The organism is Cupriavidus sp. MP-37 (genome assembly GCF_020618415.1).
GTDB lineage: Bacteria > Pseudomonadota > Gammaproteobacteria > Burkholderiales > Burkholderiaceae > Cupriavidus.
This window is the reverse complement of record NZ_CP085344.1, coordinates 2287985-2311324: the sequence shown is the minus strand read 5'-3', so window position 1 is coordinate 2311324 and position 23340 is coordinate 2287985. Positions and strand designations below refer to the sequence as shown.

The 23340-nt window shown below is 67.5% G+C and carries 19 protein-coding genes; 8 read left to right on the top strand and 11 right to left on the bottom strand.

Annotation, left to right across the window (positions count from 1 at the left end):
- Nucleotides 1-40: 40 nt before the first annotated feature.
- The 5 genes from LIN44_RS10710 to LIN44_RS10690 all read right to left on the bottom strand — a co-directional run bounded on the left by LIN44_RS10710 (nt 41) and on the right by LIN44_RS10690 (nt 4439).
- Nucleotides 41-1006 (bottom strand): TRAP transporter substrate-binding protein, encoded by a 966-nt coding sequence (locus tag LIN44_RS10710; protein ID WP_227312070.1) that lies wholly within the window; start codon nt 1004-1006, stop codon nt 41-43.
- Between the two features lie 141 nt (nt 1007-1147).
- Nucleotides 1148-2515 (bottom strand): amidase, encoded by a 1368-nt coding sequence (locus LIN44_RS10705; protein WP_227312069.1) that lies wholly within the window; start codon nt 2513-2515, stop codon nt 1148-1150.
- 148 nt (nt 2516-2663) lie between these two features.
- A complete protein-coding gene (locus tag LIN44_RS10700; RefSeq protein ID WP_227312068.1) occupies nt 2664-3809 on the bottom strand; it encodes a sensor histidine kinase in 1146 nt (381 codons plus the stop codon).
- 97 nt (nt 3810-3906) lie between these two features.
- A complete protein-coding gene (locus LIN44_RS10695; protein ID WP_227312067.1) occupies nt 3907-4188 on the bottom strand; it encodes a hypothetical protein in 282 nt (93 codons plus the stop codon).
- A gap of 2 nt (nt 4189-4190) precedes the next feature.
- Complete coding sequence (locus LIN44_RS10690; RefSeq protein ID WP_227312066.1) at nt 4191-4439, bottom strand: hypothetical protein; 249 nt, start codon at nt 4437-4439, stop codon at nt 4191-4193.
- 252 nt (nt 4440-4691) lie between these two features.
- On the opposite strand from LIN44_RS10690, the gene LIN44_RS10685 reads away from it, so the two are divergent.
- Together LIN44_RS10685 and purL are read left to right on the top strand one after the other, a co-directional pair.
- The gene (locus LIN44_RS10685) at nt 4692-5282 is read left to right on the top strand and encodes a winged helix DNA-binding protein (protein WP_227312065.1); all 591 of its coding nucleotides are present in this window, start codon (nt 4692-4694) and stop codon (nt 5280-5282) included.
- A gap of 190 nt (nt 5283-5472) precedes the next feature.
- The gene (purL, locus tag LIN44_RS10680) at nt 5473-9519 is read left to right on the top strand and encodes a phosphoribosylformylglycinamidine synthase (protein ID WP_227314377.1); all 4047 of its coding nucleotides are present in this window, start codon (nt 5473-5475) and stop codon (nt 9517-9519) included.
- Between the two features lie 667 nt (nt 9520-10186).
- On the opposite strand, the gene LIN44_RS10675 is transcribed toward purL, so the two are convergent.
- From LIN44_RS10675 to LIN44_RS10655, 5 genes are all read right to left on the bottom strand, one after another.
- Nucleotides 10187-10981, bottom strand: coding sequence for a peptidylprolyl isomerase (locus tag LIN44_RS10675; protein WP_062799127.1), 795 nt, complete (start codon nt 10979-10981; stop codon nt 10187-10189).
- A gap of 4 nt (nt 10982-10985) precedes the next feature.
- Nucleotides 10986-11312 (bottom strand): BolA family transcriptional regulator, encoded by a 327-nt coding sequence (locus tag LIN44_RS10670; RefSeq protein WP_227312064.1) that lies wholly within the window; start codon nt 11310-11312, stop codon nt 10986-10988.
- A 50-nt stretch (nt 11313-11362) separates the two neighbouring features.
- A complete protein-coding gene (locus LIN44_RS10665; protein ID WP_012352729.1) occupies nt 11363-11902 on the bottom strand; it encodes a septation protein A in 540 nt (179 codons plus the stop codon).
- Between the two features lie 46 nt (nt 11903-11948).
- Nucleotides 11949-12404 carry a peptide-methionine (R)-S-oxide reductase MsrB gene (msrB, locus tag LIN44_RS10660; RefSeq protein WP_227312063.1) on the bottom strand — a complete coding sequence of 152 codons (456 nt, stop codon included), beginning with the start codon at nt 12402-12404 and terminating at the stop codon, nt 11949-11951.
- 137 nt (nt 12405-12541) lie between these two features.
- Nucleotides 12542-14119 carry a YdiU family protein gene (locus tag LIN44_RS10655; RefSeq protein ID WP_227312062.1) on the bottom strand — a complete coding sequence of 526 codons (1578 nt, stop codon included), beginning with the start codon at nt 14117-14119 and terminating at the stop codon, nt 12542-12544.
- Between the two features lie 442 nt (nt 14120-14561).
- On the opposite strand from LIN44_RS10655, the gene LIN44_RS10650 reads away from it, so the two are divergent.
- The 6 genes from LIN44_RS10650 (at nt 14562) to LIN44_RS10625 (ending at nt 21507) form a co-directional block, all read left to right on the top strand.
- Nucleotides 14562-16187, top strand: coding sequence for a 3-(methylthio)propionyl-CoA ligase (locus tag LIN44_RS10650; RefSeq protein WP_227312061.1), 1626 nt, complete (start codon nt 14562-14564; stop codon nt 16185-16187).
- Between the two features lie 107 nt (nt 16188-16294).
- Nucleotides 16295-17545 carry a branched-chain amino acid ABC transporter substrate-binding protein gene (locus tag LIN44_RS10645; RefSeq protein WP_227312060.1) on the top strand — a complete coding sequence of 417 codons (1251 nt, stop codon included), beginning with the start codon at nt 16295-16297 and terminating at the stop codon, nt 17543-17545.
- Nucleotides 17546-17755: 210 nt separating this feature from the next.
- On the top strand, nt 17756-18703 hold the full coding sequence (locus LIN44_RS10640) for a branched-chain amino acid ABC transporter permease (protein WP_062799143.1): 948 nt from the start codon (nt 17756-17758) through the stop codon (nt 18701-18703).
- A 4-nt stretch (nt 18704-18707) separates the two neighbouring features.
- On the top strand, nt 18708-20021 hold the full coding sequence (locus LIN44_RS10635; RefSeq protein WP_227312059.1) for a branched-chain amino acid ABC transporter permease: 1314 nt from the start codon (nt 18708-18710) through the stop codon (nt 20019-20021).
- The gene (locus LIN44_RS10630) at nt 20018-20794 is read left to right on the top strand and encodes an ABC transporter ATP-binding protein (protein ID WP_062799147.1); all 777 of its coding nucleotides are present in this window, start codon (nt 20018-20020) and stop codon (nt 20792-20794) included. Before LIN44_RS10635 ends, LIN44_RS10630 begins: the two co-directional genes overlap by 4 nt.
- On the top strand, nt 20794-21507 hold the full coding sequence (locus LIN44_RS10625) for an ABC transporter ATP-binding protein (protein ID WP_227312058.1): 714 nt from the start codon (nt 20794-20796) through the stop codon (nt 21505-21507). Before LIN44_RS10630 ends, LIN44_RS10625 begins: the two co-directional genes overlap by 1 nt.
- A 142-nt stretch (nt 21508-21649) precedes the next feature.
- Here the strand turns inward: LIN44_RS10625 and LIN44_RS10620 are convergent, their stop codons facing one another.
- Entirely contained in the window at nt 21650-23191 is a 1542-nt protein-coding gene (locus tag LIN44_RS10620) for an amino acid permease (protein ID WP_227312057.1), read from the bottom strand.
- Between the last annotated feature and the right edge of the window lie 149 nt (nt 23192-23340).

The following is a 23340-nucleotide window of genomic DNA, read 5'->3' as shown; positions in this document are numbered from 1 at the left end:
CTGCAGGGCGCTCGAGGTCGGTGGATGCGGTGCCGCGGGCTTACTTGCGGTAGGCGTCGAGGATGGCCTTGCCGTCAGGGCCCGCGCTCTTGGCCCAGTCGTCCACCATGGTCTGGCCCAGCTTCTGCATGTCCGCCTTGAGCTGCGGCGAGGGCGGCTGCACCGTCATGCCGTTCTTGGCCAGCGTCGCCAGGTATTCCCTGGTCTTCTGCTCGGATACCTGCCAGCCGCGCTTCTCGGCGTCGGCGACGGCCTTGAGCAGCGCGTCCTGGGTGGGCTTGTCCAGCGCCGCGAAGGCCTTCTTGCTGACCACCAGCATGTTCTTGGGCAGCCAGGCATCGACGGCGTAGAAATACTTCACGCTCTCCCACACCTTGGTGTCGACGCCGGTTGCGCCCGACGACATGAAGGAGTTGACAGTGCCGGTGGCCAGCGCCTGCGCCAGGTCGGCGGCCTGGATGGTCACGGGCTGGGCACCGACCAGTTCGGCGATGCGCGAGGTGGCGGGATTGTAGGCGCGCCACTTCAGGCCCTTCATGTCGGCGGCGGAATTGATCGGCTTGTTGGCGTAGATGCCCTGCGGCGGCCAGGCCACCGCATACAGCAGCTTGAGCCCCTGCTTGTCCAGCACCTTTTCGGTGACCGGGCGCGACGCCTGCCACAGCTTGTAGGCATCGGCATAGCTGGTGGCCAGGAACGGCACCGCGTCGACGCCGAACACCGGGTTCTCGTTGGCCAGCAGCGACATCAGGATCTCGCCCATCTGCACCTGGCCGGTCTGCACGCCGCGCTTGATCTCGTTGGCCTTGAGCAGCGACCCGTTGGGATGCAGCACGATCTTGAGCTTGCCGCCGGTGGCCTTGTCGACGTCGCTGGCCATCTGCTGCAGGTTCTCGGTGTGCAGGTTGGCGACGGGGTAGCCGGTGGGCAGGTCCCACTTGGTGTCCGCCTGTGCCGCCACGGCGGCCAGCATCAGCGTGGCCGCGATCATTGCCTGGACTCGCATCTCGATCTCTCCTGGTGTGCGCGCGGGGGCGCGGTTGTACAGCGGGTTGCGTACTACCTGGTGCCACGCGCAGGCCCGGCTGCCGGGCGCGCATGGCGCAAGATCAACGGCGCGGCGGGCTCGGTCGTCGCGCGCTGAGGACTACACCATGGGCTGCACGCCGGGTTGCACGATGCGCTCCAATGCAAGCGCCGTGCCGAGCAGCGCGGCGTCGCGCATCGGTCCGTGCGACAGCATCAGTCCCACCGGCAGCTCGTCCGGCGCGTGGCAGGGCATCGACACCGAGCAGCCATCGAAGAAATTGAAGGCGGAGGTATTGCGCAACAGCAGGGCATTGACGCGGAAGAAGTGCGCGTCATCGGTGCGCAGCGGCTCGATTTCGGGCGCCACCAGCGGCACGGTGGGGCAGACCACGGCGTCGAAGCCGGCCAGCCGCGCTTCCATGCGGGCGATCCAGTCCAGCCGCGCGCGGCCCAGGTCGATATAGTCGGCGGCGCTGATGCCGGCGCCGCGGTCGATGCGCGATGCCACGCGCGCATCGTAGCGGTCGCGGCGGGACGCCAGCAGGTGGCGGTGGATGGCATAGGCCTCGGCCGCGCTGAAGCCGCCCTGCGCGTTCAGCGCGGCCAGTTCGCCGAGTTCGGGCAGGTCGACATGCTCCAGCCGCACGCCGGCGGCCGACAGCCGGCCCAGCGCGCGGTCGAAGGCGCGCGCCACCACGGGGTCGAGATCGTCCAGCAGCAGCTGGCGCGGGATCGCCAGCCGCGTCGCGGCGGGGTCGGTCACGCGCGGCAGCACCGCGCTGTCGGCAATCACGCTGTCCACCGCAATGCAGTCGCCGACCGTGCGCGCCATGGCGCAGGCGGTGTCGAGCGTGTACGACAGCGGGAACGCGCCGGCCAGCGGCACGCGCCGCGCGGTCGGCTTGAAGCCGGTGATGCCGCACAGCGCGGCCGGGATGCGGATCGAACCGCCGGTGTCGCTGCCCAGCGCGGCCACCGCCAGCCCCAGCGCCACCGATACCGCGGCGCCGGACGACGACCCGCCCGGGATGCGCGCGGCGCCGTCGCCGCCGGCCGGATTGGCGGGCGTGCCGTAATGGGGGTTGATGCCCACGCCCGAGAACGCGAATTCGGTCATATTGGTGCGCCCGACCAGCGCTGCGCCGGCCGCGCGCAGCCGCGCCACCACCGGGGCGTCGGCGGCGGCCGGCGCGGCGTCGGCGCGCACCAGCGAGGCCGCGCGGGTGACCTCGCCGGCCACGTCATACAGGTCCTTGACCGAGACCGGCAGGCCCGCCAGCGGATGCAGCGCCTTGCCGGCCCGGCTGGCGGCATCGGCGGCGCGCGCCACCTGCGCGGCGGCCTCGAAGGTGCTGTGCAGGAACACGGCCGCGGCCGCCGGCGTGGCCGCCTGGGCCGCGGCCTGCTCGACGATCTGCGCGCGGCTGGTGGTGCCGTCGCGCAGGCGGGCGTTGAGGGTATCGAGGTCGGGAAGCATCAATGGCATGGGTTGGCAAATGGGGGCGGATGCGCGCGCAGCGCGCGCGGGCAGGGCGGGCAATGCCGCCGAGCCGGCCCGCGCAGTCGCCGGAGGGGCAGCCTGGGAACCTCAAGGGTAGCAAGAAGCCCTGCAAGGTGACAGATAGGGATGGCCTCTATGTGAGGGCGCGCGGGCCGCTGGTAGCACCGGCATGGCGCGGCAGGCATACCTCGAACACGGTCCCGGCCGCATCCGAGCGGGCTTCGATGGACCCGTGGTGGGCCTTGGCGATCTCGCTGGCGATATACAGCCCGAGCCCCAGGCCCGGGGCATTCCTGTCGTGCGGATCCTCGCCGCGCCTGAGCGGGTCGAAGATCTGGCTCAATGTCGGCGGATCGATCGGCGCGCCGCTGTTCCAGACCGCGACGCGGACCTGTGCATCGTCGCCCGTCACGGCCACGCGGACCGGCGTGTCCGCCGCGCCGTACGTGACCGCATTGGTGACCAGGTTGGAAAGCAGCTGCTGCAGCCGCAGGCCGTCCCAGACACCTTGCACGTTGCCATCGACCGCGAATTCGATGCGGTGGTCCGGGTGGGCGGCGCGCAGCTGGTCCACGGCATCGCCGAATACCTGCGCCAGGTCGATCGCGGCCGGCGCGATATTGATGCCCAGGCCAAGCTTGGTCCGGTTGAAATCGCACAGGTCGTCCAGCAGCGAATGCATGCGGGCGCCGCTGCGGATGAGCCGGGTGGCGGCTTCCGATACTTTCTCGCCGGCATTCAGCGCGGCCAGGTATTGGGCGGTGGTCTGGATGGTCTGCAGCGGGCTGCGCATGTCGTGCCCGAGCATGCCGAGCAGCAGGTTGCGCGCCTGCTCGACCTGCGCATCGAAATAGTCCACCGATTCCGCGACGGCCTGGTCGATGGCCTCGTTGAAACGGATCATGTCATCGAGATCCGGCGGCTCCGGATGGCAGCCATCGATCCACAGGCGCAGCACGCTGGCGCGCAGGGCCCGGTACTCGCCGACCATCTGGTTGATGTTGAAGCCGTGGCGCGCCCGCAGCAGCGCGTGGGTCTGGGCCGCGGTTTCCGGTGCACTGGCCAGGCGCGGCGCCCGCCCCATCGATTTTTCACGCTGGGCGTGGCGGGTTTGCGGGGTCGCCAGGTCCTTGGCCACGGCGCGCAGGATATGCACCGCGTGATTGCGCAGCGCGAGTGAATCCATGTGTCTGGCGGCCGGCAGCTGGGTGGCGGCAAACGCCTCCCATTCCGTCAGGATGCGGCTCATGTCGCGCAAGATGAAATCAGCAAGTCGCATGTCTGCTCCGGCAGTGGGGGGAACCCGTCAAGGCACGGTGGGGCCATCTTACGCTGATTGTCGGCAGGGGCCAGGCACGCTGCCGGCCGGCCTGGCTTCAGGCCGGTTCCGCGCGGTAGGCCGACCAGTAATAGTGGCTGTGCCGGTTATGGCGCGCGAGTTTCTTCACGATAAACAGCCGGACCGTGCCGAGATGGCCCGCTTCGACCAGCACTTCATGGTGATTGGGCGCGTCTGCCGTGGCGCGCGGCAGGGTCTGCAGCGCGGCGGCGACATGGTGGCCCTGCACTTGCGCCAGGATGCCGTTCGCCCCCGGCACCGGATACCCGGGCGTGGCGGCCGGCAGGTGGCAGGCCGCCGCCCGCTTGCTGTTGCCCATGCTCACCTCCGCCCGGGCACGATGCGCACGCCGTCCCGGCAGACCTCGATCTGCGGCTGATGGCCATAGGCGCGCAGCAGCCGGACATCGTGCCTGGCGGATGCCGGAATGTCCTGGCGGCAAGCCAGGGCGCTGCGGCTGATGTGATAGGCGCCGCAACCGGGGCAGAGGTAGAGGTAGCCGCGGGGCGCGGCGCGCGTGCGCTCGGCAGCAGCGCCGCAGAGGGGGCAGTTTGCAGGTTCGGGCGACATGGGGGCTCGGGGTCGATACTGTATGGATATACAGTATAGCGTCTCCGGCCCGTCTGAGAAGCGTCCGAAACGCGGTGTGCACGATTCGATACCCTGGCCGGGCGGGGGGCGAAATGTCGTTTTGTTCGTGGTAATTCACCGATAAACTGCCAGGCTAAAAGCCCCTGCCACCGTGGTCGGCCCGGTGAAATCCGGCGCCATGAACCGCCTGTACGCGGTGTGCGCAGCCCCCCATTGAAAGGAATCTCCCGCATGTCACGCAAGCCAGCCGAAAGCGCGCCCGCCGCGGCTACCGCCGATGTCCCTGCCGGCAGACACGCCACCGCGCTGTCGCGCGCCGCCGGCGCGAATATCGTGTCGTCGTCGCACCTGGTGTCGGTGCGCAGCCCCGAGTTGTCGGAATTCGAGTTCGGCCTGAACACCGCCTACAACGCCTACAGCCGCTGGGTGGTGCGCTGCATGGGCGCGGCCGGCGTGCGCGACCTGACCTTCCTGGATGTGCTGGTGCTGCACCACGTCAACCACCGCGGCCGGCCCAAGCGGCTCGCCGATATCTGCTTCGTGCTCAATGTGGAAGACACGCACCTGGTCACCTATGCGCTGAAGAAGCTGCAGGGACTGGGGCTGGTGAGCGGGGAGCGCGTGGGCAAGGAGGCGACGTACTCGACCACCGAGGCCGGCGCCGAGGCCTGTTCGCGCTACCGCGAGATCCGCGAGCAATGCCTGACCAGCAATTTCACCGCAGGCAGCGAAGAGAATGCCGAGATCGGCGAGCTGGCCCGGCTGATGCGGGTGCTGACCGGCCTGTACGAGCAGGCCGCGCGCTCGGCAACGTCACTCTGACGCGCGCATCGCCTCCAAGTGATGCATAAGCATTATCACGCTCGAGGCTGACACAGCGCAGCCGTGATGTCGCAGTGCAAAAAGCGGGGCGCGGCAAGGTACAATAGCGGTTTCCCGCCAGCCGGCACCCCATGCAGCGGTGCCGGCCATGCTGCAGCCCCTACCTCTCGCCTCCCTGACCGCTACGATCATGGCGCATTTCTCGTGCTTCCCCGGCGCTTTGGCGCTTTCCGCCTTCCGTCAGCAACGCCTGCTCACCGCTCTCCGGCAAATCGACGCCGATATCGAGTCGGTGCACGGCCAGTTCCTGCATTTCGTCGATGCGCAGACGCCGCTGTCGGCCGACGACCAGTCGCGCGTGGCGGCGCTGCTGACCTATGGCGCACCGTTCGCCGAGCAGCCCGAGGGCGACCGCTTCGTGGTGATCCCGCGCTTCGGCACGATCTCGCCGTGGGCCAGCAAGGCCACCGACATCGCCCACAACTGCGGCCTCACGCATATCCACCGCATCGAGCGCGGCATCGAAATCACCGTGGTCTGCAAGAAGGGCCTGCTGCGCGGGCGCAAGTCGCTGGACGCGGACACCCGCGCCGCGGTCGCCGCGCACCTGTTCGACCGCATGACCGAGACCGTGGTCGCGTCGCGTGACGATGCCGCCGGCCTGTTCCAGGAGCTGCCGGCCAAGCCGCTGCGCTTTATCGACATCTCCGCCGGCCGCAGCGCGCTGGCCGCGGCCAACGTCGAGATGGGCCTGGCGCTGTCCGAGGACGAGATCGACTACCTGGTCGACGCCTACGCCAGGCTGCAGCGCAACCCGACCGACGTCGAGCTGATGATGTTCGCGCAGGCCAACAGCGAGCACTGCCGCCACAAGATCTTCAACGCCACCTGGACCATCGACGGCGTGCAGCAGGACAAGTCGCTGTTCGCGATGATCCGCAATACGCACCAGCTCAATCCGCAGGGCTCGATCGTGGCCTATTCGGACAACTCGGCGGTGATGGAAGGCGACGTGGCCGAGCGCTGGTTCCCGCGCGGCGACGACCACAAGTACGGCCGCCACCAGGCGCTGACGCATACGTTGATGAAGGTCGAGACGCACAACCACCCGACCGCGATCTCGCCGTTCCCGGGCGCCTCCACCGGCGCCGGCGGTGAAATCCGCGACGAGGGCGCGACCGGCCGCGGCGCCAAGCCCAAGGCCGGCCTGACCGGCTTCACGGTGTCCAACCTGATGCTGCCCGACGCGGTCGAGTCATGGGAAAACGACCGCGACGCGGCCCAGCCGGTGGCGCACCGCAACCCCGACCACAAGCCCGGCGTGACCGGCAAGCCGGACCGCATCGCCTCGCCGCTGCAGATCATGATCGACGGCCCGCTCGGCGGCGCCGCCTTCAACAACGAATTCGGCCGCGCCAACCTGGGCGGCTACTTCCGCGTCTACGAGCAGAACGTCGGCGGCACCGTGCGCGGCTACCACAAGCCGATCATGATCGCCGGCGGCATCGGCAATATCGATGCCTCGCACACGCACAAGAACCCGCTGCCGGCCGGCACGCTGCTGATCCAGCTGGGCGGCCCGGGCATGCGCATCGGCATGGGCGGCGGCGCCGCCAGCTCGATGGCGACCGGCACCAACACCGCCGACCTGGACTTCGATTCGGTCCAGCGCGGCAACCCCGAGATGGAGCGCCGCGCGCAGGAAGTGATCAACGCCTGCTGGCAGCTTGGCGACGCCAACCCGATCCTGTCGATCCACGACGTCGGCGCGGGCGGCATCTCCAATGCCTTCCCGGAACTGGTCGACGGCGCCGGCCGCGGCGCGCGCTTCGACCTGCGCCAGGTGCACCTAGAAGAGTCCGGCCTGTCGCCGGCGGAGATCTGGTGCAACGAGTCGCAGGAGCGCTATGTGCTGGCGATCGCGCCGGACAGCTTCCCGCAGTTCCAGGCCATGTGCGAGCGCGAGCGTTCGCCGTTCGCCGTGGTCGGCATCGCCACTGAAGAGAAGCAGCTGCAGCTGGTCGACGCCAGCGTCGACGCCGCGCTCAAGGAGCACTACGCGGTCAACATGCCGATGGACGTGCTGCTGGGCAAGCCGCCGCGCATGCACCGCGACGTCAGGCGCGTCGAGCAGCCGCTGCCGGCGGTGGACGTGACCGGCATCAGCCTGGAGCAGGCCGTGCGCGACGTGCTGCGCCACCCGACCGTGGCCAGCAAGTCGTTCCTGATCAGCATCGGCGACCGCACCGTCGGCGGCATGAACGCGCGCGACCAGATGGTCGGCCCGTGGCAGGTGCCGGTGGCCGACGTGGCCGTGACCACGCTGGACTACCAGGGCACCGCCGGCGAGGCGATGACCATGGGCGAACGCACGCCGCTGGCGGTGATCGATGCCCCGGCTTCGGGCCGCATGGCGATCGGCGAGGCGCTGACCAACCTGGCCGCGGCACCGGTCAAGGACCTGGGCAAGGTCAAGCTGTCGGCCAACTGGATGGCGGCCTGCGGCGTCGAGGGCGAGGACGCGAAGCTGTACGACACCGTGCACGCCGTCGGCATGGAACTGTGCCCGGCGCTGGGCATCAGCATCCCGGTGGGCAAGGATTCGCTGTCGATGCGCACCAAGTGGCAGGACAACGGCGTCGACAAGGAAGTGGTCGCGCCGGTGTCGCTGATCATCTCGGCCTTTGCCGCGGTGGACGACGTCAACCGCACGCTGACGCCGCAGCTGCGCACCGACGCCGGCGACACCGTGCTGATCGCCATCGACCTGGGCCGCGGCAAGAACCGCATGGCCGGCAGCATCCTGGCGCAGGTGACGCAGCAGGTGGGCGACAGCGCGCCGGACGTCGACAATGCCGAGGACCTGAAGAACTTCTTCAACGTGATCCAGCGCCTGAACCGCGACGGCAAGCTGCTGGCGTACCACGACCGCTCCGACGGCGGCTTCATGGCGGCGCTGGCGGAAATGGCCTTTGCCGGCCATTGCGGCATCTCGCTCAACGTCGACATGCTGGCGCTCGATCCGCAGCAGGAGCAGGACTACGGCGACGCCAAGAACTGGGCCCAGCAGATCGCCGAGCGCCGCAACGACCAGACCCTGCGCGCGCTGTTCTCGGAAGAGCTGGGCGCGGTGGTGCAGGTGCGCATGGAAGACCGCGACGCCGTGTTCGCGGTGCTGCGCGAGGCCGGGCTGTCAGCGTGCAGCCATGTGGTAGGCAAGCCCAACACCACCGACCAGGTCGAGATCTACCGTGACGCCAAGAAGGTCTTCGGCGCGTCGCGCACCGACCTGCAGCGCAACTGGAGCGAAGTCAGCTGGCGCATCGCGCGCCTGCGCGACAACCCGGCCTGCGCCGACAGCGAATACGACCGCCTGCTCGACGCCGCCGACCCCGGCATCAGCCCGGTGCTGACGTTTGACCCGGCACAGGACATCGCCGCCCCGTTCATCGCCACCGGCGCGCGTCCGCGCGTGGCGATCCTGCGCGAGCAGGGCGTCAACTCGCAGATCGAGATGGCGTACAGCATGGACCGCGCCGGCTTCGACACGCACGACGTGCACATGAGCGACCTGATCGCGGGCCGCGCCAACCTGGCTGACTTCCAGGGCTTCGTCGCCTGCGGCGGCTTCAGCTACGGCGACGTGCTGGGCGCCGGCGAGGGCTGGGCCAAGACCATCCTGTTCAACGCCCAGATGGCCGAGCAGTTCGCGGCCTTCTTCAACCGCCAGGACACCTTCGCGCTGGGCGTGTGCAACGGCTGCCAGATGATGAGCAACCTGGCTCCGATCATCCCGGGCGCCGGCGCCTGGCCCAAGTTCACGCGCAACCAGTCGGAGCAGTACGAAGCGCGCTATGTCACGGTCGAGGTGCAGTCGTCGCCGTCGATCTTCTTCGCCGGCATGGAAGGCAGCCGCATCCCCATCGTGGTCGCGCACGGCGAAGGCTTTGCCGACTTCTCGCAGCAGGGCAATATCGACCAGGCCCATGTGGCGCTGCGCTTCGTCGACAACTACGGCGCGGTCACGCAGACCTATCCGCTCAACCCGAACGGCTCGCCGGACGGCATCACCTCGGTGACCACCGTCGACGGCCGCTTCACCGTGCTGATGCCGCACCCCGAGCGCGTGTTCCGCGCCGCGACCATGAGCTGGGCGCCGGATGCGTGGAAGCAGGTTGCCGACGGCGGCAGCCCGTGGATGCGGATGTTCCGGAATGCGAGGAAGTGGGTGGGGTAAGGCTGCGCTGATCCCGCTGCCGGTTTGCTCCCCTCTCCCGCTTGCGGGAGAGGGGCCGGGGGAGAGGGCCGGCGGTGGCAATAGCGACAGCCTTCACTTCGTTGAGATTCCCGCCCTCACCCCAACCCTCTCCCGCAAGCGGGAGAGGGAGTACCCAAGCGGAAGTTGGAAAGCCCAAGGAAAATGATGCCGCTGAGGGTTTGCTCCCCTCTCCCGCCTGCGGGAGAGGGGCGGGGGTGAGGGCCGGCGCATCAACGAAGTCAGGCCCTCAATCCCAAACGCCCCCACCCGATATCCACATCCACCCGAGCCACAAAGCCAGGCGTCAGGTAGCAGCCGCACCTCGCGGCCTCGAACTCCAGGCCACATACGCATACGTCAGCATCCGCGCGCCCTCATAGCCGCGCGCAGGCACCAGCGTGCCGCTGGCCCGTTGATAGGCCACGACCGCATGCAAGGTCTTTTCCGGGGAATACCGATCCCGCAAGGGGAGGTGGGGATGGAGCCGGCGCCAGCCGGGGGCGGCGCCGTCCAGGGTGGTCCAGGCCAGTGCGCAATAGCACAGGCCCCGGGACGAGAGATGCCAGAGCTGCCAGTAGCGGCCGGTCGTCTGCACGCGCTGCATCCTTGAGGGCTGCAGGGCCGGCGGGGGCGACCGGCCCGCGGCTTACTGGATCTTGGCCTTGTCCTTGAGGGCCTTCATCATGGCCTGGAACTGCTCGCGCTGCCAGTTCTGGTCGCCCATCAGCATCTGCGTCAGCTGCGGCTTGACCTCTTCGAACGACGGGATCTTGGCGTCGCGCACGTCGACCAGCTCGATGATGTGCCAGCCGAACTGGGTCTTGACCGGGGTGTCGGTCATCTGGCCCTTCTTCAGGCCGGTCATGGCTGCCGAGAACTCGGGCACGTAGCTGCTGCTGTTGGCCCAGTCCAGGTCGCCACCGTTGGCGGCCGAGCCGGGGTCCTTCGACGCGGCCTTGGCCTGGTCCTCGAACTTGGCGCCGCCCTTGATCTTGGCGATGATGGCCTTGGCGTCGGCTTCCTTTTCCACCAGGATATGGCGGGCATGGTATTCCTTGCCGTTGCCGAACTGCGACTTGATCTTGTCGTATTGCTTGCGCAGCTCGGCGTCGCTGGCGCCGTGGGTCTTGACGTAGTCTTCGAACACCGCGCCGGCCAGCACGTTCAGGCGTGCCTGTTCCAGTTGCTCCTGCACGTCGTCGCGCTGGGTCAGGCCGCGCTTGTTGGCTTCCTGCACGAGCAGTTCGCGATCGATCAGCATGTTGCGGGCGCGCGTGCGCAGCTCCGGGCTGTCGGGCTGGCCGGTGCCGGCGATCAACTTGTCCAGCTTTGCCGACGGAATGGCCTTGCCATTCACGACGGCGGCATTCTGGGCGATGGCCGGCAGGCTGCCGGCAGCAAGCACAGCCGCCAGGCTGAACGAGAGGACGGTGGTCTTCATGGAATCAGGTCTGAGAGTTGCTGGAAGAATCGCGTGAGGGTGCGAGGGATTGTGCGCGGGATTGGTACTCTTGGTCGGTGAACGCAGTCACGGCGAGGGCGTGGATCTGCGTGGGGAACAGAGCGCGCAGCGCATCATACACCATGCGGTGTCGGGCAACCCGGTTGTGACCCGCAAAGCGCTCGCTGACGATTGTCACGTCGTAATGTCCGCCGCCGGACGCGGCGCCGGCGTGGCCGGCGTGCAGCGCACTGTCGTCGCGCACGGCCAGGTGGCTGGGGGCGAGCGCTGCGCGCAGCATTGCCTCGATCGTAGCGGGATCGGCTGCCATCGGTGGTTTTCCTTCGGTTCGTGGGAACGGGACAGGGCGCGGCGGCGCCGTCAGTCCTGGGTGTTTTCGGGCATATGGCGCGACAGCCAGACGCTTTGCGCGACGATGAAGACCAGCATCAGCCCCATGCTGCCGAACAGCTTGAAGTTGACCCAGGCCTCGGTCGAGAACTGGTAGGCCACGTACAGGTTGAGCACGCCCATGGCGGCGAAGAAGCCGGCCCACGCGAGATTCAGCCGCGCCCACACCGGATCCGGCAGGGACACCTGCTTTTCCATCATGGCGCGGATCAGGTTCTTGCGCCACACCAGCACCGAGCCCAGCAGCGCGGCCGCGAACAGCCAGTACAGCACGGTCGGCTTCCACTTGATGAAGGTCTCGTTGTGCAGCACCAGCGTGGCGCCGCCGAAGACCGCGATGATCAGCAGGCTGACCCACTGCATCGGCTCGACCTTGCGGTGCCGGAACCAGACCCAGCCGATCTGCAGCACCGTGGCGCCGATGGCCACGGCGGTGGCGGTGTAAATGTCGGCCAGCTTGAATGCGGCAAAAAACAGGATGACCGGGAACAGGTCGAACAGGAATTTCATGCGGGTCCAGGTTGTGCCCGGCGCGGGCGGCCGGGCAATTCAGGCTTCAGGGCTGCGGGTCGCGTTTGGGCGCGTCGCCAGCGTGGGCATCATCCGCCGCACGCTGCGCCGGATCACGATCGTCGAATTTTAGCGCAGCCGAGTTGATGCAATAACGCAGGCCGGTCGGCGCCGGGCCATCCTCGAACACGTGGCCGAGGTGGCTGCCGCATTCCTTGCAGCGGACTTCGATCCGCGTCATGCCGTGGCTGTGGTCGACATGCTCGGCAATCACCTCGCCGTTGATCGGACGGAAATAGCTGGGCCAGCCGCAGCCGGCATCGAACTTGGTGGCCGACTCGAACAGCGGCGTGCCGCAGCCCACGCAGTGGTAGATGCCCTGGTCCCAGTGGTCCCAGTAGCGCCCGGTGAACGGGCGCTCGGTGGCGGCCTCGCGGGTCACGCGGTATTCAATGTCGGAGAGTTGGGCACGCCACTCGGCGTCGGTCTTGGTGGTGGTCATGGTTGTCCTCGCGGAGTTGCTTGGAGTCGGTTGCCGGTCAGGCGTTCATCCGCGTTGGTCGCCGGCGCTGCGCGAACCTTACACCGGCCCGCGCCAGCTTGCACAAGCGCGCAGCGCGTCGCGGCCGGCCGCGGTGGTCAGGACGAGCAGCTGACTTCCAGCCCGGCGGCCCAGTCCGGCGGCAGCGCCGCGTAGTGCTCGGCTTCGGGCTGTTCGTCGAACGGGCGCGACAGCACCGCCAGCAACCGGTCCACCTCGCTGAAGTCCTTGTCGCGGGCACGGCGGATGGCGGTCTCGGCGAGGTGGTTGCGCAGCACGTATTTGGGGTTGACCGCCAGCATTTCCAGTTCGCGCGCGGCATCGTGCGATTGCTCGGCGCGCAGGCGCACGCGGTAGTCGGCCACCCAGGCGTCGAAGGCGGCGCGGTCGAGGAACAGGTCGCGTACCGGACCATCGCGCGAGGCATCGGTGGACGAAATGCCGCACAGCTTGCGCCAGAACAGCGTGTAATCGACGCGCTGGCCGTGCAGCAGCTGGAACAGGCTGGTCAGCAGCGGCTCGTCGGTCTTGTCGTCGCCGCCGGCGGGCGGGCGCAGGCCCAGCTTGGCGCGGTAGTGGCGGAAGAACGCCGCGGCGTAGCGGTCGCGGAACGGGTCCAGCGCGGCACGCGCGGCTTCGACGGCGGCGTCGCGCGCGCTTTCCTGGTCGGCCTGTTCGGGCGCCAGCCACAACGGCAGCAGCGCCTGCGCCAGGCAGTGCAGGTTCCAGAACGCGACCTGCGGCTGCTGGCTGTAGGCGTAGCGGCCCTGCGTGTCGGAGTGGTTGCAGATATGGTTGGCGTCGAACGCATCGAGGAAGCCGAACGGGCCGTAGTCGATGGTCAGGCCGAGGATCGACATGTTGTCGGTGTTCATCACGCCGTGGCAGAAGCCAACCGCCTGCCAGTGCGCGATCAGGTCGGCGGTACGCAGCGAGACCTCGCGCAGCAGCGCCTGGTACGGCTGGCCATCTTCGCGGCAGGCCGGCATGAAGTTGTCGATGACGAAGTCCGCCAGCTTGCGCAGCGCCGCCACGTCGTCATGCGCGGCGAAATGCTCGAAGTGCCCGAAGCGTATGAAGGTGGGCGACAGCCGGGTCACGACCGCGGCGGTCTCGATGGTTTCGCGCCGTACCGGCGCGTCGGAGCCCATGATCGCCAGCGCGCGCGTGGTCGGCACGCCGAGCGCGGCCATGGCCTCCGAGCAAAGATACTCACGGATCGACGAACGCAGCACCGCGCGCCCGTCGGCCATGCGCGAATACGGCGTCAGGCCCGCGCCCTTGAGCTGGATCTCCCACGGGCCGGTGGCGGTCTGCGCCTGCGCCAGGCGGATGGCGCGGCCGTCGCCGAGCTGGCCGGCCCAGACCCCGAACTGGTGGCCGGAATAGACCGTCGCCAGCGGATCGGCCCAGTCCGGCACCTGGTTGCCGATGAAGGTGTCGATGAAGTCCGGCTGGCTGCCGACGCTGGCGTCCCAGCCAAGCAGTGCCGCGGCCGCCGGCGCCACGCTGACCAGGTACGGCGACGGCAGCGGGGTGGGACGCAGGCGCGTGAAGAACTGCGGGCCCAGCTCGGCAAAGCCGGGCGCGGTCGCGAATGGCGCCGGCAGTGTCGCGGGCGTGGTTGCGGCGGAAGGACCGGGTTGGGAAGCGTGCGGCAGGGGCGTATCTGGCATCGCGTAGGGGCGCTCGGGCGCCAGGTGGCAGTGCGCTTTCGGTGCGCTCGACGGGCCGCCGCGGCACGCGTCTGAGGCGGTGCGGCGCGGCATGCAGAAGGCACGAAAATGCGATGGTGGCTAGGGAAAACGACATGTTGAGGTGCAACATGCCACGCAGTATTGTACGTCCTCAACGGTACCAGACCGCGGCGCGAGACGCGCCCGGCCCGGACATGCCGCCATGCACCGCAAGGTTATTTCCAGCCTTCACTTAGCCCATGAATCCGGTGCATGGACTTCCGCAGAATTGCGGCCCCGACGACAGCGACGCGACGACAGTACGGCAGTGCACGACCGGATCGGCTTCTTTTGCCGATGCCATACATGCGAACGACCGTCCAAAAATAGTACGGTTGTTCGTTTTTTCGGTGGAACAGAACAGCATTCAGGAGGCAGGTTCATGGCATTGATGGGTCAAATGATGAGCGCACCGCTGCTCATTTCCTCCATCATCAAACACGCCGCGCGTTATTACGGCAGCACCGAGATCGTCTCGCGGCGCACGGAGGGCGACCTGCATCGCTATACGTACCGCGATTGCGAGCTGCGTGCCCGCAAGCTGGCGCAGGCGCTCGGCGCGCTCGGCGTGAAGCAGGGCGAGCGTGTCGGCACGCTGGCCTGGAACGGCTACCGCCACCTGGAGATCTACTACGGCGTGTCCGGCATGGGCGCGGTCTGCCATACCGTCAACCCGCGCCTGTTCCCCGAGCAGATTGCCTATATCGTCAACCACGCGGAAGACGGCTATATCTTTTTCGACCTGACCTTCCTGCCGCTGGTGGAGGGCGTCGCCCCGCATTGCCCCAATGTCAAGGGCTGGGTGGCGATGACGGACCGTGCGCACATGCCGGCGGAATCCAAGGTGCCGCTGCTGTGCTACGAAGAGCTGCTCGACGCCCAGGACGGCAACTACGAATGGCCGCAGTTCGACGAAAACCTCGCGTCGAGCCTGTGCTACACCTCGGGCACCACCGGCAATCCGAAGGGCGCGCTGTATTCGCACCGCTCGACGGTGCTGCACTCCTATGCGTCGGCCATGCCCGATGCGCTGGGCTGCTCCGCCAGCGACGTGATCCTGCCGGTGGTGCCGATGTTCCACGTCAATGCCTGGGGCCTGCCGTATTCGGTGCCGCTGGTCGGCGCCAAGCTGGTGCTGCCGGGACCGAAGCTGGACGGCGCCTCGCTCTATGAACTGTTCGAGCAGGAAAAGGTGACCTTCTCCGCCGGCGTGCCGACGGTGTGGCTTGGCCTGCTGCAGCACGTGCAGGCGAACCAGCTGAAGTTCTCCACCTTCCGCCGCACCGTGATCGGCGGTTCGGCCGCGCCGCCGGCGATGATCCGCGCGCTCGAGGCGCTCGACGTGGAGGTGATCCACGCCTGGGGCATGACCGAGATGTCGCCGCTGGGCACCGCCAGCAAGCTGCTGGCCAAGCACCACGACCTGCCCGACGCCGAGCGCCACAAGATCCAGGAAAAGCAGGGCCGCGTGATCTACGGCGTCGACATGAAGATCGTCGACGGCGAGGGCAAGGAGCTGCCGTGGGACGGCAAGGCCTTCGGCGACCTGCTGGTGCGCGGGCCGTGGATCATCGACCGCTATTTCCGCAATGACGCCAGCCCGCTGGTCGACGGCTGGTTCCCGACCGGCGACGTCGCCACCATCGATGCCGACGGCTTCATGCAGATCACCGACCGCAGCAAGGACGTGATCAAGTCCGGCGGCGAATGGATTTCGTCGATCGATATCGAGAACGTCGCCGCCGCGCATCCCGCCGTGCATATGGCGGCCTGCATCTCCGCCTACCACCCCAAGTGGGACGAGCGCCCGCTGCTGGTGGTGGTGAAGAAGCCCGGCGCCGAAGTCAGCCGCGAGCAACTGCTGCAGTTCTTCGAAGGCAAGGTTGCCAAGTGGTGGATTCCGGACGACGTGGCCTTCGTCACCGAGATTCCGCTGACCGCCACCGGCAAGATGCAGAAGCTGCGGCTGCGCGAGCAGTTCAAGGACTACAAGCTGCCGACTGCCTGAGGCCGGCAGGCCCGCATCCGGTGCGCCGGGCCAGCTTGCGGCACGGCGCGGCCGGCCGCATCGACGAGATCGAACGACAAGCCACGACAAGAGTGAAGGAGACAGGTATGACCAAAATGCGTCCGCTGGTGGCCGGTGTGGCCATGTTTGCCGCACTGGGTTCTGCGCTGGTTTCGGGGTCCGCACTCGCGGATACGGTGAAGATCGCCTTTATCGATCCGCTCTCGGGGCTGATGGCCCCGGTTGGCCAGAACCAGCTCAAGAGCTGGCAGTACGTGGCCGAGGTTGCCAACCAGAAGGGCTGGGCCGGTCCGCACAAGTTCGAGGTGGTGGGCTTCGACAACAAGCTGTCGCCGCAGGAAAGCCTGACCATCCTGAAGCAGGCGGTCGACCAGGGCATCCGCTACGTGGTGCAGGGCAACGGCTCGTCGGTCGGCCTGGCGCTGCAGGATGCGGTGGCCAAGCACAACGAGCGCAACCCCGGCAAGGAGATTATCTACCTGAACTACGCCGCGGTGGACCCGGACATGACCAATGCCAAGTGCAACTACTGGCATTTCCGGCTCGATGCCAACTCGGACATGAAGATGGAGGCGCTGACCACCTTCCTGGCCAAGGACCCCAACGTCAAGAAGGTCTACCTGATCAACCAGAACTATTCGTTCGGGCACCAGGTGGCCAAGGCCGCCAAGGACTACCTGAAGCGCAAGCGCCCCGACGTCCAGATCGTCGGTGAAGACCTGCACCCGCTGGCCCAGGTCAAGGACTTCGCGCCATATGCCGCCAAGATCAAGGCTTCGGGCGCCGATACGGTCATCACGGGCAACTGGGGCAGCGACCTGGCGCTGCTGATCAAGGCGGGCAAGGACGCCGGCCTCACCACCAACTACTACACCTACTACGCCGGCACCACCGGCGTGCCGACTGCGATGGGCGCCGCCGGTGCCGACCGCGTCAAGTACGTCGGCTACTACAACCCCAACAACAAGGGCTTCCGCGGCGCCGACATCATCGAGGGCTACAAGAAGAAGTACAACGACGACTTCTACGTGATGGCCTCGTACACCGGCATTGCCATGCTCAGCAAGGCGATGAAGGAGACCAACTCGACCGACCCGGTCAAGGTGGCCAAGGCGCTGGAAGGCATCAAGGTCGACAGCATGAACGGCACGGTCGAGATGCGCAACACCGACCACCAGGCACAGCAGCCGCTGGTGGTTGCCACCTGGACCAAGGTCGACGGCAAGGAAATCAAGTACGACCAGGAAAACACTGGCTACGGCTGGAAGACCAACGCACTGATGGACCAGTACGTATCGGCGCAGCCGACCTCCTGCCAGATGAAGCGGCCAGGCTGATCCTGGCGGCGGCGCGCGGCCACGCTGACAAAGTGGCCGCGCGGCCGGCATACTTCCGGTCTTTCCGGCCGACATTCCGGTCTTTGTCTCAGACCACCACGGGGAGTGTCCGGGGGCGATGTCCGCCCCTGGCGGAGGCGCTCACCCTCGATCGACCCGGACGGTCGCCGGCATGCGCGCGCATGACGGCACCAGCTTGAAGGACACGCTGTGGAATTCTTCGTCATCTCACTGCTGAACGGCATCAGCTACGGGCTGCTGCTGTTCATGCTGTCGTCGGGCCTTACGCTGATCTTCAGCATGATGGGTGTGCTCAATTTTGCCCATGCCAGCTTCTACATGCTGGGCGCCTACTTTGCCTACACCATCGCCAGCAAGATCGGCTTCTGGCCGGCGCTGATCTTCGCGCCGCTGCTGGTGGCGGGCGCGGGCGCGCTGGTGGAGCGCTTCGGCTTGCGCACGGTGCACAAGTACGGCCACGTGGCCGAGCTGCTGTTCACCTTCGGCCTGGCCTACCTGATCGAGGAGGGCGTCAAGCTGGTGTGGGGCCTGGCGGCGGTGCCGTACCGGATTCCCGCGGAGCTCGACGGGCCGTTGTTCACGGTGTTCACCTCGTCGTTCCCCAAGTACCGCGCCTTCATGATGCTGGTGTCGCTGGGCATGCTGGTGGCGATCTACCTGGTGCTGACGCGCACCCGCATCGGACTGGTGATCCAGGCTGCGCTGACCCATCCGGAAATGGTCGAGGCGCTGGGCCACAACGTGCCGCGCGTGTTTATGATGGTGTTCGGCGGCGGTGCCGCGCTGGCCGGGCTGGCCGGGGTGATCGGCGGCAATGCCTTCGTCACCGAGCCGTCGATGGCCGCGGCGGTCGGTTCGATCGTGTTCGTGGTCGCGGTGGTGGGCGGCATGGGGTCGCTGGTGGGCGCGTTCATTGCGTCGATCCTGATCGGCGTGCTGCAGACCTTCGCGGTCACCATCGACGCCTCGCTGGCGGGCCTGATGACCAGCCTGGGCCTGGCGGTGAGCGAGGCCACGCCGTTCTATTCGCTGTGGAAGCTGACGGTGGCCCAGGTGGCGCCGGTGCTGCCATACCTGCTGCTGGTGGTGATGCTGATCTTCCGCCCGCGTGGACTGATGGGAACCCGGGAGAGCTGACGCCATGGAGCAAGCGATGCAACAACCGCGCGAGCCGGTGTCGACCGGCCGCACCCTGCGCTACCGCCCGCTGAACCTGGCGCGCTGGATCATCTGGAGCCTGACGATCCTCATCATGCTGGTGCTGCCGCTGGTGTTTACCGGGGGCTTCGCCATCACGCTGATGTCGCAGATGGGCATCATGATCATCTTCGCGCTGTCGTACAACATGCTGCTGGGGCAGACCGGCATGCTGTCGTTCGGCCATGCGGTGTATTCCGGGCTGGGCGCCTTTATCGCCGTGCACGTGCTGAACATGGTCGGCGCCGGCAAGGTGTGGCTGCCGGTGTCGATGCTGCCGCTGGTGGGCGGGCTGGCCGGCGCCTTCTTCGGCGTTATCTTCGGCTACGTCACCACCAAGAAGGCCGGCACCACCTTCGCCATGATCACCATGGGCATCGGCGAGATGGTCTTTGCCAGCTCGCTGATGTTCCCCGAGTTCTTCGGCGGCGAGGGCGGCATTTCCACCAACCGCGTGGTCGGCGACCCGTTCCTGGGCATCAGCTTCGGGCCCGGGCGCCAGGTCTACTACCTGATCGCGGCATGGTGCCTGGTGTCGATGGTGGCGATGTACGCCTGGACCCAGACCCCGCTGGGGCGCATTGCCAACGCGGTGCGCGACAACCCCGAGCGGGTCGAGTTCATCGGCTACAACACCCAGCGCGTGCGCTACCTGGTGCTGATCCTGTCGGCGTTCTTCGCCGGCATTTCCGGCGCGCTGGCGGCGATCAACTTCGAAATCGTCTCGGCCGAGAACGTCAGCGCGGTGCGTTCGGGCGGCGTGCTGCTGGCGGTGTTCATCGGCGGCGCCGGGGTGTTCTTCGGGCCGATCATCGGCGCGGTGGTGTTCGTGCTGTTCGCGGTGGCGCTGTCGGACCTGACCAAGGCCTGGCTGCTCTACCTGGGGCTGTTCTTCGTGCTGATGGTGATGTTCGTGCCGGGCGGCCTGGCCAGCCTGCTGCTGATGCAGCTGCCGCTGCTGGGCAAGGGCAAGCTCGGCCGCATGCTGCCGTACTACGCGCGTGCCGGCGGCGCCGGCGTGGTGCTGCTGCTGGCCATGATCGTCACGGTCGAACTGGTCTACAAGGTCCAGGTCGACAGCGCCAATGGCACCGCCATGAAGCTGTTCGGCATCGGCTTCGATGCCGCGACCTGGACCCCGTGGCTGGCGGCGGCGGTACTGTGGGCGGTCGGGCTGGCCGCGTGGCGGCTCGCGGTACGCGCGTCGCGCGCGCAATGGGACAAGGTGCAGGCAGAGATCGCAGGAGGCAGGGCATGAGCGCGGCGGCACTGGAACTGACCGATGTACGCAAGAAGTTCGGCCAGACGGAGATCATCCGCGGCGTGAACCTGAGCATCCCGAAGGGCGAGCGCCATGCGCTGATCGGCCCCAACGGGGCCGGCAAGTCGACCACCTTCAACCTGATCTCGGGCCGCTTCGCGCCCAGCAGCGGCACGGTGCGCCTGAACGGCGAAGAGATCGGCGGGCTGCAGCCCTTCGTCATCAACCGCATGGGGCTGTCGCGCAGCTTCCAGATCACCAATATCTTCCACCGGCTGTCGGTGTTCGAGAACCTGCGCTGCGCGGTGCTGTGGTCGCTCGGCTACAAGTATTCGTTCTGGCACCGGCTCACCGGCCTGCGCGACGCGCGCGAGCGCGCCGAGGACGTGCTGGAGCTGATCGGCATGCAGCATCGCCGCGATACCCAGGCCGGCCTGTTGACCTATGCCGAGCAGCGCGCGCTGGAGATCGGCATCACCATCGCCGGCGGCGCCGAGGTGATCCTGCTGGACGAGCCCACCGCGGGCATGAGCCGCTCGGAATCGGACCACGCGGTCGAACTGATCCGCAAGGTCACGGTGGGCAAGACGCTGGTGATGGTCGAGCACGACATGAGCGTGGTGTTCGGGCTGGCCGACCGCATCTCGGTGCTGGTCTACGGCGAAGTCATCGCCACCGACACCCCGCAGGCGATCCGCAACAACCGCAAGGTCAAGGAAGCCTACCTGGGCACCACGCTCGACGAAGCCACCACCGAAGGAGCGCATTGATGGGCAAGCGGATGCTGGAAGTCACGGGCCTGCACGCCTATTACGGCAAGAGCCATATCCTGCATGGCGTCGACGCGCATATCGACGAGGGCGAGATCGTGGCGCTGCTGGGACGCAACGGGGTGGGGCGCTCGACCATGGCCAAGGCCATCCTCGGCATGGTCAAGGCCGAAGGGTCAGTGAAGTTCCGCGGCGAAGAGATCCTCGGCCGGCGCACCTTCGAGATCGCGCACCTGGGCATCGGCTACGTGCCGGAGAACCGCGACATCTTTCCCACGCTGACGGTGCGGCAGAACCTGCTGCTGGGGGAGAAACGCAATCCGCGCCAGCCGAAACCGCGCTGGTCGGTGGAGGACATGTTCCACATGTTCCCGCGGCTGAAGGAGCGCGAGCACACCTCGGCCGGCGTGCTCTCGGGCGGCGAGCAGCAGATGCTGACGCTGTGCCGCACGCTGATGGGCGATCCTGACCTGGTCCTGATCGACGAGCCCACCGAAGGCCTGGCGCCGATGATCGTGGCGCTGGTGGGCGATTACCTGAAGACGCTGAAGGAGCGCGGCGTTTCCGTGCTGCTGATCGAGCAGAAGCTGGCGATCGCGCTGGATATCTCGCAGCGCGTCTACGTCATGGGCCACGGGCATATCGTGTTCGAGGGCACGCCGGCCGAGCTGAAGGCGAACGGGCAGGTCAGGAAGGAGTGGCTGGAGGTGTAGCCCTGGGGCCGCCCTGCGCTATACCGCTTGTGTGCTCCCCTCTCCCGCCCGCGGGAGAGGGGCGGGGGAGAGGGCCGGCGCATCCACGAAGCGAGCGCTTCAAAAGCATCGCCGCCTCCCTTCCGCCTTACGCCTTAACGCCTTACGCCGCCTCCCTCTCGCGCCTGTCCTCACCTCGCTGCGGAAACTCAAACGGCATATCCTCATACGCAATCAACCGCGACCCCGTAACCAGCCGATACCCCAGCCACAGCACCAAGAACACCGGCACGCCAATATAGGTGGCGACGATCTCCGGCCAGCGGTTGGGGATGTCGGCGAAAGCCTGGTAATTCTGCCCGCCGATGATCACCAGGCACAGCACCGTGGCAAAGATCGGGCCGAACGGATACAGCGGCGAGCGATAGGCCAGCTTGCTGACATCGTGCCCCTGGTGCGCCATGCCGCGGCGGAAGCGGTAGTGGCTGACGGCGATGCCGAGCCAGGCGATAAAGCCGGTCATGGCCGAGGTGTTGAGCAGCCACAGGTAGGCGGTCTTGTTGCCGAGCAGCGAGCTGAGGAAGCACAGCGCGCCGATGCCGGTGGTCGCCAGCAGCGCGTAGAACGGCACGCCGTTCGGCGTGAGCCGGGCGAACACGCGCGGGGCGCGGCGGCTGACGGCGAGGCCGTACAGGATCCGCGTCGACACGTACATGCTGGAGGTGCCGGCCGACAGCAGCGCGGTCAGCACCACCGCGTTCATCAGCCCGGCGGCGAAAGCCAGCCCGGCGTGGCGGAACACCAGCGCGAACGGGCTCACGCCCACGTCGGTCACGTCGTTGCGCAGCAGGTTGGGGTCGGTATAGGGGATCAGCACGCCGATCACCAGGATCGCCAGCACGTAGAACAGCAGGATGCGCCAGAAGGTCTGGCGGATCGCGCGCGGAATCGTGATGGCGGGCCGTTCGGCTTCGCCGGCGGCGACGCCGACGGTTTCCGTGCCGAGGAAGGAGAAGCCCGCGATCATGGCCACGCCGAACATCGCCGGGATGCCGCCGACGAAGGGCGCCTCGCCGGTGGTGAAGTTATGCCAGCCGGATTGCGGGCCGCCCTGCATGATGCCGAAGATCATCAGCAGGCCCACGCCCAGGAACACCACCACGGTGATCACCTTGACCAGCGCGAACCAGTATTCGGCCTCGCCGAAGCCGCGCACCGAGAACGCGTTGAGCCCGAACATCAGCAGCAGGAAGCCGGCGCTCCACAGCACCCCGGGCACGTCGGGGAACCAGTACTGCATCACCAGCTGCGCCGCGGTCAGTTCGACGGCGATGGTCACCGCCAGGCTGAACCAGTAGTTCCAGCCCAGCGCGAAGCCGAAGCCTTCGTCGACATAGAGCGCGCTGTAGGTGACAAAGGAGCCGGCCACCGGCATGTGCACCGCCAGCTCGCCGAGGCTGGTCATCAGGCAATAGACCATCACGCCGAGCAGCATGTACATCAGCAGCGCGCCGCCCGGGCCGGCCTGCGCGATCGACGCGCCCGACGCCACGAACAGGCCGGTGCCGACCGCGCCGCCGACGGCAATCATGGTCAGGTGGCGCGCCTTGAGCTTGCGCTTGAGGTCGTCGTGTTCGACCACCGGGTGCTGGTGTGCCTGCGGCCGGGAAGCGTGCTCGGGCGAGGAAGAGGTTGGGGAAGACATCAGGGTCGCTGGACCTTCCGCCGCCTGGCATCTCGTGAAGGCCAGCGGCAAAAAACGAAAAGCCGCGAGTCTACCGCGTCTGCGCCGGCGATTTTCCCGTGGCGGTCAAATAAAGTCCGATACTGGTCTGGGGGGACCGCGCCCGCGCA